Source organism: Stenotrophomonas sp. FR012 (assembly GCF_047520565.2).
Taxonomy (GTDB): Bacteria; Pseudomonadota; Gammaproteobacteria; order Xanthomonadales; family Xanthomonadaceae; genus Stenotrophomonas; species Stenotrophomonas sepilia.
Genome location: NZ_JAXBQL020000009.1, coordinates 174,647 through 188,430 on the forward strand (window position 1 = coordinate 174,647; position 13,784 = coordinate 188,430).

Annotated in this window: 10 protein-coding genes; 4 read left to right on the forward strand and 6 right to left on the reverse strand. The window is 67.5% G+C overall.

Annotated elements, in window-relative coordinates; genetic code table 11:
- Positions 1-9: 9 nt before the first annotated feature.
- The gene (locus ACM0O9_RS15765; RefSeq protein WP_021202927.1) at positions 10-486 is read right to left on the reverse strand and encodes a DUF2244 domain-containing protein; all 477 of its coding nucleotides are present in this window, start codon (positions 484-486) and stop codon (positions 10-12) included.
- A 274-nt stretch (positions 487-760) separates the two neighbouring features.
- Between ACM0O9_RS15765 and putA the strand changes: the two genes are divergently transcribed.
- Positions 761-3,979 (forward strand): bifunctional proline dehydrogenase/L-glutamate gamma-semialdehyde dehydrogenase PutA, encoded by a 3,219-nt coding sequence (gene putA, locus ACM0O9_RS15770; protein WP_188239167.1) that lies wholly within the window; start codon positions 761-763, stop codon positions 3,977-3,979.
- Positions 3,980-4,097: 118 nt separating this feature from the next.
- On the opposite strand, the gene ACM0O9_RS15775 is transcribed toward putA, so the two are convergent.
- The 3 genes from ACM0O9_RS15775 to ACM0O9_RS15785 all read right to left on the reverse strand — a co-directional run bounded on the left by ACM0O9_RS15775 (position 4,098) and on the right by ACM0O9_RS15785 (position 7,319).
- Complete coding sequence (locus tag ACM0O9_RS15775; protein ID WP_414604205.1) at positions 4,098-5,171, reverse strand: AAA family ATPase; 1,074 nt, start codon at positions 5,169-5,171, stop codon at positions 4,098-4,100.
- Positions 5,158-5,757, reverse strand: coding sequence for a nicotinamide riboside transporter PnuC (gene pnuC, locus ACM0O9_RS15780; RefSeq protein ID WP_414604204.1), 600 nt, complete (start codon positions 5,755-5,757; stop codon positions 5,158-5,160). The genes ACM0O9_RS15775 and pnuC overlap by 14 nt, the downstream gene beginning before the upstream one ends.
- 134 nt (positions 5,758-5,891) lie before the next feature.
- Positions 5,892-7,319, reverse strand: coding sequence for an outer membrane protein transport protein (locus ACM0O9_RS15785; protein ID WP_053498726.1), 1,428 nt, complete (start codon positions 7,317-7,319; stop codon positions 5,892-5,894).
- Between the two features lie 227 nt (positions 7,320-7,546).
- Between ACM0O9_RS15785 and ACM0O9_RS15790 the strand changes: the two genes are divergently transcribed.
- The gene (locus tag ACM0O9_RS15790; RefSeq protein ID WP_053498727.1) at positions 7,547-8,239 is read left to right on the forward strand and encodes a rhomboid family intramembrane serine protease; all 693 of its coding nucleotides are present in this window, start codon (positions 7,547-7,549) and stop codon (positions 8,237-8,239) included.
- Between the two features lie 60 nt (positions 8,240-8,299).
- On the opposite strand, the gene ACM0O9_RS15795 is transcribed toward ACM0O9_RS15790, so the two are convergent.
- A complete protein-coding gene (locus ACM0O9_RS15795) occupies positions 8,300-9,760 on the reverse strand; it encodes a S41 family peptidase (RefSeq protein WP_414604203.1) in 1,461 nt (486 codons plus the stop codon).
- A 108-nt stretch (positions 9,761-9,868) separates the two neighbouring features.
- On the reverse strand, positions 9,869-11,167 hold the full coding sequence (locus tag ACM0O9_RS15800; protein WP_414604202.1) for a murein hydrolase activator EnvC family protein: 1,299 nt from the start codon (positions 11,165-11,167) through the stop codon (positions 9,869-9,871).
- Between the two features lie 95 nt (positions 11,168-11,262).
- Between ACM0O9_RS15800 and ACM0O9_RS15805 the strand changes: the two genes are divergently transcribed.
- Together ACM0O9_RS15805 and ACM0O9_RS15810 are read left to right on the forward strand one after the other, a co-directional pair.
- The gene (locus tag ACM0O9_RS15805) at positions 11,263-11,925 is read left to right on the forward strand and encodes a DUF4097 family beta strand repeat-containing protein (protein WP_005414989.1); all 663 of its coding nucleotides are present in this window, start codon (positions 11,263-11,265) and stop codon (positions 11,923-11,925) included.
- Between the two features lie 86 nt (positions 11,926-12,011).
- The gene (locus ACM0O9_RS15810; protein ID WP_235649875.1) at positions 12,012-13,721 is read left to right on the forward strand and encodes a M28 family metallopeptidase; all 1,710 of its coding nucleotides are present in this window, start codon (positions 12,012-12,014) and stop codon (positions 13,719-13,721) included.
- Positions 13,722-13,784 lie beyond the last annotated feature (63 nt).

Here is a 13,784-nt window from a genome sequence, read left to right on the forward strand (position 1 = left end):
CCTAGACCCTTAGCGTCGTCGGTTGCCGCCATCGCTGGCGGCGAGCAAGCTTTCAAGTGTCTCTGCGAGCGTCTGACGTTCGGCCGGCGCGAGGAAACTCCCCACCTCCACCTGCCGGCCGCTGGATGCCAGCCGGACCCTCTCATCGTCGGTGAGCAGGCGCACCCAGTGCGGGTGGGCCCGGAACACCGGCGATCCACCGGGTACGGGGATGACCTCCACGTACGCCGGCACTACCCGGATCTCCTCCTGCCGTTCACCGCTGCGCCACAAGGCACGCAGCGCCGCTGCCAGCACCAGGCTGTACAGCAGCGCGAACAGGGGGGCGAATGCATTGCCGGCCCACCACCCGAGGGCGGACACCAGCCACATCGCACCCGACAACACGGTGAACAACAGGACGAACTGCCGGGCATCGAGCGCCCGTGGGGGACGCAGCCGCAGCTGCGTACCTGACCCATCCGGAGCTGGAAGCACCTCGATCATGTCGCAACCGCGTTCCTGCCGCGGGAAACGTCTCGATGGTAGCCCCGCCCTCTCGCCGGTAGCAAGGGTGCATTCACACTTTTTCCGATGCTGCAACACAGCATGAGGTCGGCGGCACGAATGACGAATTCAGCACAAATTTTTCCGGGTTTGCTGAACACGCCGAATCCACCACGGTTAATAGCTATCAGCCCTTCATGAAGGTGTCTGCGGGGCACTTCCGGAACCCGCAAAAATGATTAAAATCGCCAAGTTTTCCACTGGCCGGACCGGCATGAACGCACCTACCTCCTCCCCTGCCGCCCACGACGCCCCGCGTCCGGGCGCGCTGCTGTCGCCGGAACTGCCGGCGCCCCCCAACCCGTTCCGCCAGGCCATCACCGATGCCTGGTTGAAGGACGAGGCGAGCCACATCCGCGAGCTGCTGGCGCAGGCGCGCCTGCCCGCCGAGGAACAGGCCAGGGTGCAGGCGCTGGCCGCCGACCTGGTCGGCCGCGTGCGCGTGCGTGCCAAGGACCAGGGCGCGATCGAAGCCTTCATGCGCCAGTACGACCTGGGCAGCGAAGAAGGCGTGCTGCTGATGTGCGTGGCAGAGGCCCTGCTGCGCATTCCGGACCAGGACACTGCCGACAAGCTGATCCGCGACAAGCTGGCCGATGCCGACTGGGAAAAGCACCTGGGCGGCAGCGACTCGGTGCTGGTCAATGCCTCCACCTGGGGCCTGATGCTGACCGGCAAGCTGGTGCAGATGAACGACGCCACGCGCGCCGATGCGCCCAGCGCATTCAAGCGCCTGGTCGGCCGCGTCGGTGAGCCGGTGGTGCGCCTGGCCGTGCGCCAGGCGATGAAGATCATGGGCCACCAGTTCGTCATGGGCCGCACCATCAGCGAAGCGCTGGCGCGCTCGCACAAGGGCGACAACGCCAGCTACCGCTACTCGTTCGACATGCTCGGCGAAGGCGCGCTGACCATGAAGGACGCGCTGCGCTACCTGGAAGACTACCGTCGTGCGATCCACGCCATCGGCGGCGATCACAAGGCCCGCGGTGGCCGTCCGGACGGCGACGTCAACAACGCGCCGGGCATCTCGATCAAGCTGTCGGCGCTGTACCCGCGCTACGAGCACGCCAAGCGCGAGCGCGTGCTGAAGGACCTGGTGCCGGGCGTGCTGGAACTGGCACAGCTGGCCAAGAGCTACGGCATCGGCTGCACCGTCGACGCCGAAGAGTCCGACCGCCTGGAACTGTCGCTGGACATCATCGAGCAGGTGTTCTCCGACGCCTCGCTGGCTGGCTGGGATGGCTTCGGCGTGGTCGTGCAGGCCTACCAGAAGCGCACGCCGTACACGATCGACCACCTGGCCGACATGGCACGCCGTGCCGGTCGCCGCCTGCAGGTGCGCCTGGTCAAGGGCGCCTACTGGGATGCCGAGATCAAGCGCGCGCAGATCGAAGGCTACCCGGGCTACCCGGTGTTCACCCGCAAGCAGAACACCGATGTGTCCTACCTGGCCTGCGCCAAGCGGCTGTTCACCCATGCGGACGCGATCTACCCGATGTTCGCCACGCACAACGCGCACACCATCGCGGCCGTGCGCAGCATCGCCAACGGCGGCGTGTACGAGCACCAGAAGCTGCACGGCATGGGCGACGACCTGTACGCCGAAGTGGTGCCGGCCGACCGCTTGAACCTGCCCTGCCGCGTGTACGCCCCGGTCGGTTCGCATGAAGACCTGCTGCCGTACCTGGTGCGCCGCCTGCTGGAAAACGGTGCCAACTCCAGCTTCGTCAACCGCATCACCGACGAGCGCGTGCCGATCGCCGACCTGATCCGCGATCCGGTCGAGATGGTCGCCTCGTTCGAATCGATTCCGCATCCCAAGATCCCGCTGCCGGTTGACCTGCTGCGCAGCCAGAACCACGACAGGAAGAACTCCATGGGCGCCAACCTCGCCAACGACAACGAACTGCGCGCCCTGGCCGAGCAGCTCAACGCCGCCGTGAAGCCGTGGCAGGCCTCGCCGCTGGTACCGGGTGCCAACCCGGCCGGCGCCGCGCTGCCGGTGACCAACCCGGCCGACACCCGCGAAGTGGTCGGCCAGTGGCTGGCCGCCGATGCCGCCACCGTGCAGAAGGCCCTGGCCAACGCCGTGGCCGCACAACCGGCCTGGAACCGCACCCCGGCCGCCAGCCGCGCCGCCATCCTCGAACACGCCGCTGACCAGCTGGAAGCGCGCATGCCGGAGTTCATGGCGCTGTGCGTGAAGGAAGCCGGCAAGAGCCTGCCCGACAGCATCGCCGAAGTGCGCGAAGCCGTGGATTTCCTGCGCTACTACGCCAAGCAGGCGCGCGAGCAGTTCAGCCACGCCGAGAAGCTGCCCAGCCCGACCGGTGAATCCAACGAGCTGCAGCTGCACGGCCGCGGCGTGTTCGTCTGCATCAGCCCGTGGAACTTCCCGCTGGCGATCTTCCTGGGCCAGGTCGCCGCCGCACTGGCCGCCGGCAACAGCGTCATCGCCAAGCCGGCCGAGCAGACCAACCTGATCGGCTACTACGCGGTGAAGCTGCTGCACGATGCCGGCGTGCCGGCCGAGGTGGTGCAGTTCCTGCCGGGCGACGGCGCCACCGTGGGTGCAGCGCTGACCGCCGACCCGCGCGTGGCCGGCGTGGCCTTCACCGGCTCCACCGAGACCGCCCGTGCGATCAACCGTGCGATGGCAGCGCGTGACGCCGCCATCGGCGTGCTGATCGCCGAGACCGGTGGCCAGAACGCCTTCATCGCCGACTCCTCGGCACTGCCGGAACAGCTGGTCAAGGACGCGATCGGTTCGGCCTTCACCTCCGCCGGCCAGCGTTGCTCGGCCGCGCGCGTGCTGTTCGTGCAGGACGACATCGCCGACAAGGTGATGACCATGCTGGCCGGTGCGATGAAGGAACTGAAGGTCGGCAACCCGGGCCTGCTGTCTACCGACGTCGGCCCGGTGATCGACGCCGACGCGCTGAAGATCCTGCAGGAACACGCCGAACGCATGGACCGCGAAGCGCGCCTGATCGCCGCCGCCGAGCTGTCCGCTGAAACCGCCAACGGCACCTTCTTCGCACCGCGCGCGTATGAACTGAAGGACCTGGGCCAGCTGCACAAGGAAGTCTTCGGTCCGGTCCTGCACGTGATCCGCTGGAAGGGCGACCAGCTCGACGCGGTGATCGACCAGATCAACGCCACTGGCTACGGCCTGACCCTGGGCGTGCATTCGCGCATCGACGAAACCGTTGACCGCATCAGCAACGGCGTCCACGTCGGCAATGTGTACGTCAACCGCAACCAGATCGGTGCAGTGGTCGGCGTGCAGCCGTTCGGTGGCCAGGGCCTGTCCGGCACCGGCCCGAAGGCCGGCGGCCCGCACTACCTGCTGCGCTTTGCCACCGAAAAGACGGTGACGGTGAACACCACCGCCGCCGGCGGCAACGCCTCGCTGCTGACCCTGGGCGACTGATCGTCAGCCTCATGCAGTGAACGAAAAACCCCGCGAAAGCGGGGTTTCTTGTGCTTTGCTTCCTGTAGAGCCGAGCCCACGCTCGGCTTTCCTGGCGCAGCCGAGCATGGGCTCGGCGCTACAGAGGCAGGGCGACACTGAACCGGTTGTCCGCACGCTTAGCCAGCTCGCGCTGTACGCGCGCGATGCGCGTCTCCAGATCGCCTTCCAGCAGCACATGGTCGACGCCCCGCGCTTGCAGCTCGCGCACGTACCACGCATGCTGCTGCGCACGGAATGCTTCCCCCACCCGTGTGCCGTCCTGGTCGAACGGAATATCCGGCGCGCACAGGAACAGCAGGTCATATGGCCGCAATGCAGCCTGCCGCAGTGCCTCCGGCGCCGTACCAGACATCCAGCCGCTGTAGCCCAGCGTCACCAGCGGCGTGGTATCGCAGAACAGCCAGCGATGTGCCCGCCGCGCAGCCTCTTCTTCATGCTGCGGCTGGGTCATCGCGATACGAAGCAGATCGTCCGGCATCAGGTCGCCGCCCTGCTGCTCCCAGAGCGTGCGGCCATACTCCGGCACCCAGGCGGTCTGCAGGCGCTCGGCCATCACCCGCGCCAGCGTGGTCTTGCCACTGGACTCGCCACCAATGAAGGCCACGCGCTGCACGTATCCGGCGTACACCTCCGGTGCGAGACCATGGCGGTGCGCATGCGGATCGGCGCGCAGCTGGGTGCCACACGCCTGCCCGGCGTCCAATGCGCGTTCGAGCCGCTCATGGCGTACCGGCGCACCGAAGTGCGTGGCCAGCGCCTGCGCGAAGCCGTCGCCGTAGTCCTCACCGGTGTACACCGCCTGCACCGGCCCGCCGAACAGGCTCAGGCACAGCCAGGCGGTAAACTCGCGCTGCACGTGCTCGTTGTCGCTGTCCTGCGGCAGCGTGCGCACGGGCAAACCGTGCTGCGTGCACAATGCCGCCAGCCGCGCATCATCGAGCACCGCCACCGTCGCCTGCGGGAAGCGCGCTCGCAGCCAGCGCTCGCGACGCTCGGCGCTGTAGCCTGGGAAACCCGGCTGCGACCAGCCGATCACCAGCAGCTGCTGGCAGCGCGTGGCGGCGAAGTCGATCAGGCGTTCGTGACCGAGATGCAGCGGGCAGAACTTGCCCACCACCAGGCCGCGCTCGACACGCTCAGGCAGCGGCATCGGCCGCCCTGGCCTCGTCCCGCATCAGGTGCCGCCAATGGCGCAGGGCGACCAGCGCGTTTATCCAGAAACCGATGTAGAGGATCGAGGTCAGATGCAGGCCACGGCTGTAGTACAGCGGCACTGCCACGGTGTTCACCAGCACCCACACCCACCACGATTCCAGCTTGCGCCGCATCATCAGGATCTGCGCGATCACGCTCAGCACCAGCACCGCCGAATCGATGTAAGGCGCATAGGCGTTGGTCAGTCGGGTCAGCATCCAGCCGTAGCCGAACGTGGCCACCACCGCCAGCGGCGCCAGCCAGGCCCATGCCCGCGGCCGCAGCGCAGTGATCGGCAGCGGCGCGCCATGGTCGCCGCGCAGCCACTGCCACCAGCCCAGCACGCTGATGGCGATGAAGAAGAACTGCAGCACCATGTCCGCATACAGGTGCGAGCGCTCGAACACGGCCGCAAACAATGCGCAGCCGACGATGCCCAGCCACCAGGTGTGCACGTTGTTGCGACCAGCCAGCAGGATCGAGCCGGCGACGGCGATGTTGGCGGCCAGCTCCAGCTGGAAGCTCGGGTCGGACAGGTTCATGGCACCATTGTCGCGTAGATCCACGCCCTGCGTCGTCGGACCAGCAGATCCATGCCATGCGTGGATACCCTCCGCAAAAAGAAAGCCCCGCTTGCGCGGGGCTCTCCTCGTACTGCTTCAGGCAATCGCCCGAATCAGAACTTGTACTGCATCGACGCCGCCAGCACGTCGCCGCTCACCTTGTACTTGCCGGTCACGGTGTTGGCAGTGGCCGAGGTCGAGGTGATGTTCGGATCCTTGGTGAACAGGTGGGTGTAACCCACGCTGTATTCCATCTTGTCCGAAGCGGCGTAGGTCAGGCCCAGCGACAGCCACTTGCGGGTGGTGTCCGGCACGCGCACGTCACGGTGGGCGTCGGTGGTCGGGGTCTGGTCGTACGCCAGGCCGCCACGCAGGGTCAGCTTGTCGTTCACGCGGAAATCGGTACCGATCGACGCGAAGGTGGTGTCGCGGTAGTGGAACGGCAGCACGCTGTCCGGCTGGTTGGAGTCATAGTCGACCGTGACCTGGTCGAACTTGCTCCACGCCGTGCGCGTGACCTCGGCCATGATCTGCCACTGGTCGTTCACGCGGTGGGTGAAGCCCACGGTGGCGCTGGCCGGCAGGGTGATGGTGGCGCGGCCGTTGCTGTCGATGAAGGTACCCGGGGCAGCAGTGGCCAGGAAGGCGGCAGCGTTCTGCGGGATGGTGAAGTCGGCCTTGCCATCGGTGATCTTGTGCTCGACCTTCGAGCGGTAGCTGAAGGCGATGTTGGTGCCTTCCACCGGGGTGACCGTCATGCCCAGGGTGTAGCCGACCGACACTTCGTCGCCCTTGATGCGCAGGTAGCCATCGGCGGTGCCCGGCGAGAAGCCGAGCTGGGCGGCCTGGCGTGCAGCGGCCTGCGAGGCCGCCGCAGCCTGGGCCGCAGTGCCGCCGGCAGCCAGCACACGCGCCGCAGCGGTGCGCTGGGCCGTGGCGTTGATCGCGGTGCCGGTATCGACAGCGCTGGTCAGGTCGACGTTCAGGCGCTCGGCGAACACCGAAGCACCGAACGACAGGTACGGGTTGACGTCATAGGAGAACGCCACGCCCAGGTCGATGGCCTGCAGCTCGGTCTTGACGCCGTTGTAGCGGCCGACCCAGTCGCGGTCGTATTCGGTCTTGAAGCCGAACGGCACGGTCAGCGAAGCACCGAAGTGCATGTTGTCGTTCTCGCCGAACGGCACGTGGAAGTACGCGGCCGGAACCGGGGCGATCATGCCGGCGTCGCCGCCGTTGCCACCGGAAATCGGCGCGCCGTTGCCGTACTTGCCCTGGCCGCGGAACTTGGCGCCGAAGCTGATGGCACTGACGTCGCCCTGGACCAGGGTGCCGTCGAGCAGGCGCATGGAGGCCGGGTTGGTGGCGATGACCGAGGCGTCACCTTCGGTCGAGGTGGAGCCGGCGAACGCGCGGCCCAGGCCCTTGGCGCTGTTTTCCTTCAGCTGGAAGGCGGCAGCATTGGCATCGGCGGCGGCCAGCGCACCGGCAACGCCGACGGCCAGCAGGGTCAGTCGGGCAATGGTGGAAGCGGTTTGCATCGTAGTTCTCTCTCTCCGGTAAGCGGTGATGGTGCTCTGAGTGCGCCTGCGCCCGCCGGGTCCTGGGACCCATCGGAGCGCGCCGGATTCCCCTCCCGACATACGACGCCGTATGCGAGTATTACCCAGAGCTGTTAATGAAACAATAACAGCGCAGGCGGTTTTTTCGTCTCAAAAGCTGAACAGGACCGTCCCCACCGAAAGTGGCCGCACGCTAGGCTATTGGCATGTTCGTCTCGCTCCCGTCCCGCAAGAAGGCGGCCCTGCGCTGGGCCACGCCCGTGCTGTTCGCGTCATTGTGGCTGGCGTTCCTGTGGTCGATCTCGCGTCCGGACGATGCCCGCGGCAGCCTCTGGCTGGACTGGGGCGCGCTGTCCACCGGTCTGACCCACCCGCTGGACTGGTGGGCGACCCTGCAGGACGGCAGCGTGCTGCGGCTGTTCACCGCCCTGTTCCTGCACGCGGACTGGTCGCACCTGCTGGGCAACCTGGTGTTCCTGTTGATCTTCGGCCTGCCCGCCGAGCGGGTGCTGGGGCCGTGGCGGCTGCTGCTGCTGTTCCTGGTCGGCGGCGCAGTGTCGAACCTGGTGGCGATCTACACCATGGGCAGCCCGGACCAGATCATCATCGGCGCCAGCGGCGCGGTGTCGGCCCTGATCGGCGCCTATCTGGCCCTGTTCCCGGGCGCGCGGCTGGGCGTGGTGATCCCGCTCGGCCTGTTCCTGGAGTTCGTGCGCGCCCCGGCGTACCTGCTGATCGGCGTCTGGGCGGCGCTGCAAGTGGTGTTCGCCCACATCGGCCCAAGCTTCGGCATGGTGGCCTGGTGGGCGCACATCGGTGGCTTCGTGTTCGGCGTCGTGTACGGGGTCTACGTGCGGGCGGCCATCGCCCGCCGACTGCGCAAGCGCCACGGCTTCTGATCCAGGTAGTGCCGGCCGCTGGCCGGCTCCACGCTCACCCGCTCGTTCGTAGACCAGGAATCAAGGCTTGGCCGGGACCGGTGCGGGCTTGGCTTCGGGCGTGCTGTCTGCCTTCGGTTCGACCTTCGGCTCCGGCTTGGCTTCGGGCTTCACCGCAGCGGCCTTCGCGGCGTTGGCGGCATCCGCCTTCGCGGCCTCGGCCTTCAACCGTGCGGCCACCGAACCGGGGTTCTTCAGCTCGGCCAGCGCGTCGTTGATCGGGCCGTCGCCCGGCAGCACCGCACCGGCGTGGTAGCCCTCGGTGCCTTCGTCGTCGCCGCGCAGATGGCCTGGCAGGGTGGCTTCGCTGTAATCGCTCAGGCTGGCCGGCAGGGCATCCTCCGCCGGGGCGGCGGCGGGCTTCAACTCAACGTCCGGCACGATGCCGGTGGCCTGGATCGACTTGCCGCTGGGCGTGTAGTAGCGCGCGGTGGTCAGCTTCACCGAATCGCCGTTGTCCAGCGGCAGCACGGTCTGCACCGAGCCCTTGCCGAAGGTGCGGCTGCCCACCACGCGGGCGCGCTTGTTGTCGCGCAGCGCGCCAGCCAGCACTTCCGAGGCGCTGGCCGAACCGGCATCGGCCAGCACCACCACCGGTGCGCCCTTCAGCAGGTCGCCCGGGGTCGCGTCGAATCGGGCATCGCTGATGCTGATGCGGCCACGGGTGCTGACAATGTTGCCCTTGTCGAGCAGATCGTCGGCGACCTGCACGGCGGCCGTCAGCAGGCCACCCGGGTTGCTGCGCAGATCCAGCACCAGGCCCTTGAGCTGGCCACCGGACTGCTTCTGCAGCTGCTGCACATGCTTCTGGAAGTCCGAGCCGGTATCGGCCTGGAAGGTGCTCAGGCGGATATAGCCATAGCCCGGCTCGAGCAGGCGGCTGCGCACGCTGGTCACGCGGATGGTCTGGCGGGTCAGGCTGACATCGAACGGCTTCGGCTTGCCATCACGCACGATGGTCAGCACCACCTTGCTGCCGGCCGGGCCACGCAGCGGTTCGCTGGCATCGATCGCGCTGATCGGCTTGCCGTCGATGGCGATGATCAAATCGCCGGCAAGGATGCCGGCCTTGGCTGCCGGCGTGTCGTCGATCGGCGCGATCACCTTCATGCTGGCATTGTCCGGCTGCTGCTGCAGCTCCACGCCGATGCCCTCGTAGGCACCGTTGGCTTGCTCGTCGAAGGCCTGCGCGTCTTCCTTGTTGAAGTAGGTGCTGTGCGGATCAAGGTCGAGCAGCAGGCCACGCACGGCTGACTGCATCAGCTTCTTGTCATCGACCGGGTCGACATAGGCGGCGCGCACCGCGTTGTACACGGCCACGAAACGGCGGATTTCCTCCAGCGGCACCTTCGAAGTCACCGCCTCCTCGCTGTTCGCTGCCTGCCCGCTGGTTTCCGGGCTGGGGGCGGGCGCGGTCTGCTGCGCCCAGGTCAGCGCTGGCAACAGGGCCAGCAAGAGGGTGGCGGTACGGGCTGCGCGCATGGATCACTCCTGTCGACGGTGGCATGGTGCCCAAGGCACATGCACCGATTATGCGCGAAGCACAGCTAAATTCCCGTTGAATCCGGCCCGCATCCGGCGGGCCAGGATTCAGCGCCGCTGCAGCCAGCTGTCCGGGTTGACCGGCTGCCCGCCACGGCGCAGCTCGAAGTACAGCGCGGTGACGCCCTGGCCGCCGGAATTGCCGACCTTGGCCACCGCATCGCCGCGGCTGACCCGCGCGCCAGCATCCTTCAGCAGGGTGTCGTTATGCGCGTAAAGGCTCATGTAGCCGTTGCCGTGGTCGACGATCAGGATCATGCCGTAGCCGGTCATCCAGTCGGAGAACACCACGGTGCCATCGGCCACGGCCGTGACCGTGCTGCCGGCTGGCGCGCCGATCAGCACACCGCTGCTGGTGCGCCCATCGGGCAGCTTGCCGCCATAGCGGGCCAGCAGGTTGCCGGACAACGGCCACCCCAGGCCGCCGACCTTCGGCGCCGGTGCCGACGCCACCGCAGGTGGAACCTTGGTGGGCGGCGGTGGACGGCCCTGCGCGGCGGCCTGGCGTGCGGCGCGCTCGGCAGCGGCTTTCTCGGCGGCGGCCCGGCGTGCAGCGGCGCGCCGCTCGGCTTCGGCCCGCGCGGCAGCGGCACGCAGGTTGGCCAGCAGCGTTTCCAGTGCCTTGGCGTCCTGGCCCAGTGCCTGTTCCTTCTCACGCTGGTCCTTGAAGCGCTCTTCCAGCGAGGCAACGGTCTTTGCGCGATCGCGGCGGTCCGCTTCCAGGGCGGCTGCCTGCTGTTTCTGGTCCTGCTGCGTCCCCTGCAGCTTCTGCTTGCGCTCGGCGATCTGCGCTTGAAGCGCTTCCAGCTCCTTCAGGTCGGCGGTCAGCGTGGTGATCCGCTGCGCACGCTCGCGCTGCAGGTAGCGATGGTAGGCCAGGGCGCGGTTGGCATCGGCCACCGTGTCCTGCGACAGCAGCAGCTTCAGCGGTGCGTGGTTGCCCAGCTGATATGCCGCGCGCAACAGCCCGGCCAGTTCGCGGTGCTGCTGGGCCAGGTTGCCCTGCAGCGTGCTGCGGCGCTGCTCGGCTTCGACAAGGGCGCGGCCCTGCTCGCGCAGCGCGGCTTCCGTCTGCGCAAGGGCACGGCCGGTGCGGGCTACCTTCTCGTCGGCCTCGCGCAGTTGTTGCGATGCCTGCCCGCGCTGGCCCTCGATCTGCCGTCGCTCCTGCGCCACGCCCTTCAGTTCGGTTCGCAGTTTCTGCAGCTTGCGCTCGGTCTCGCGGGTGGTCTGCGCACCGCTGGGCAGCGGCAGGGCCAGCGCCAACGCCAGCCCCAGCAGCAGGCAGCGACCGCCGCGGGCAGCGGCGATGTGATGTCGGCGTGATGGGAAGGCGTTGTCGCGCAAGGGCTTTCCAGTGACTTCAGGCAGTTGCGGGGGCTACCGGGGAATGGTGACATCTCCGCACGCGGCCTGCCAGCCGCACATCCATCGAGGTCGCCATGAAAACTCTTTCCATTCCGCTGCTGTTGGGCGTACTGCTGGCCACCGGGCCGGTCTGTGCGCAGGAGAACATCAGCAAGGTCAACGGCAGCATCAGCGCCGAACCCGGTCAACGCTACGGCAAGCTGGACACCGTCAACGGCGGCATCCGCGTCGGCGAGGGCGTCGAGACCGGCAGCATCGACACCGTCAACGGCGGGGTGAAGGTCGCCGACCGCGCGCGCACCGGCAAGATCGAAACGGTCAACGGCGGTGTGCGCCTGGGTCGTGAAGTGATCGCCAGTGGCGGCGTCAGCACCGTCAACGGCAGCATCTTCACTGATCGCGGCAGCCAGATCGAAGGCGGTGTCGAGACCGTCAATGGTGGCATCGGCCTGGTCGAAAGCCGCGTCGGCAAGGACGTGGAGACCGTCAATGGTGACATCACCGTCGGTATCGGTTCGCAGGTCAACGGCGGTGTGCATGTGCGCAAGCCGAACTTCAGTGTCTCGCTGACCGCCAGCCGCAAGCCGCGCGTGATCATCGGCCCGAATGCGGTGGTCAACGGCCCCCTGCAGTTCGAGCGCGAAGTGGTGCTGTACGTGCATCGCTCCGCTCGCATCGGCCCGGTGACCGGCGCCGAGCCAATTCCGTTCGACACCGAAACCGCCCCGGCGGACTGAACCCGCCGGACCTGCCGGTTCGGTGATACTCACTGTTACCGGTCGCGCATCAGGTGCGGCCGCCCTTTGTTCTCCAGGAATCGACGATGCCCCGCAAACTCCTCCTGTGCCTGGCCGCCGCGGCCGCGCTCAGTGCCTGCAAAGGCGAAAACACGCCCGCCGCCGCGCCGGCCACCGACACCGCTGCGGCGAAGCCGGCCGCCCATTCGTTCTCCCCGGAGATCAATGCCGGCGACTTCGCCGAGATGGTCAAGACGCTGGCCTCGGATGAGTTCGAAGGCCGCGCCCCGGGCAGCAAGGGTGAAGAGCTGACGGTCAACTACATCCGCGACCAGATGCAGCGCATCGGCCTGCAGCCCGGCAACGGCGACAGCTGGTTCCAGGATGTGCCGATGACCGAGACCACGGCCGACGAATCGACCGTGCTGAAGATCACCCAGGGCGGCAAGACCACCGAGCTGAAGTTCGGCACCGACATGGTGGTGGGTACCCGCACCGGCCAGGCCGAGGTAAAGGTCGATGCCAGCGACCTGGTGTTCGTCGGCTATGGCGTCGATGCGCCGGAGCAGAAGTGGAACGATTACGCCGGCCAGGACTGGAAAGGTAAGACGGTCGTCATGTTCGTCAACGACCCGGGCTTCCATGTCGACGACGAGAAGCTGTTCGACGGCAAGCGCATGACCTACTACGGCCGCTGGACCTACAAGTTCGAGGAAGCCGCGCGCAAGGGCGCCGCCGCCGCGCTGATCGTGCACGATACCGCCGGCGCCTCCTACGGCTGGGACGTGGTGAAGAATTCCTGGGCGGGCCCGCAGTACGACCTGCCGGCCAAGGATGATCCGGAAGCGCGTATCCCGGTGCAGGGCTGGCTGAGCGCCGACGCGGCCAAGGCACTGTTCGCCGGTGCCGGCCTGGACCTGGCGCAGGCCTACAAGGACGCCAGCAAGCGCGGTTTCAAGCCGGTGCCGCTGAAGGCCACCGCTGCGGTCGACCTGAAGAGCCAGATCGCACAGAAGCAGTCGCGCAACGTGGTGGGTGTGCTGCCGGGCAGCAAGCGCGCTGACGAGGCGGTGCTGTACATGGCGCACTGGGACCACCTGGGCAAGCATGAGGGTGAAACCGGCGACAACATCTACAACGGCGCCGTCGACAACGCGACCGGCGTGGCCGGCATTCTCGAAGTGGCCGAAGCCATGGCGCACCAGGACCCGAAGCCGGAGCGTTCGGTGGTGTTCCTGGCCGTGACCCTGGAAGAATCCGGCCTGCTGGGTTCGAAGTACTACGTCGCCCATCCGACCTTCCCGCTGGACAAGATCGCCGGTGTGATCAACATCGATGCGATGTCGGTGGCCGGCCGTGCCAAGGACGTGACCGTCACCGGCTTCGGCAGCTCGGAGCTGGAGGACATCCTCAAGCCGTTGGCCGCCGCCCAGGACCGTACGCTGCACGGTGAGACCTCGGTGCAAAGCGGCTTCTACTTCCGCTCGGATCACTTCAACTTCGCCAAGGCCGGTGTGCCGGCCCTGTACGCCGATGGCGGCGAGGACCTGCGCGAGGGTGGCGTGGAAGCGGGCCGCAAGGCCGCGGCGGACTACGGCGCCAACCGCTACCATGGCCCGAAGGACGAGTTCGACGCCGCCACCTGGAAGCTGGATGGCGCCGTCGAAGACCTGCAGCTGATGTACGGCGTCGGCAAGGAGCTGGCCGGTGGTGATCGTTGGCCGAACTGGTATGCAGGCAACCCGTTCAAGGCGGCCCGCGACGCGATGATGAAGGACAAGGCTTCGGCCAAATAAAGTCGGGCCATGCTCGACTGAGCATTGTTGAGAGCAGAGCGGCGCCCCACTGGGGCGCCGCCT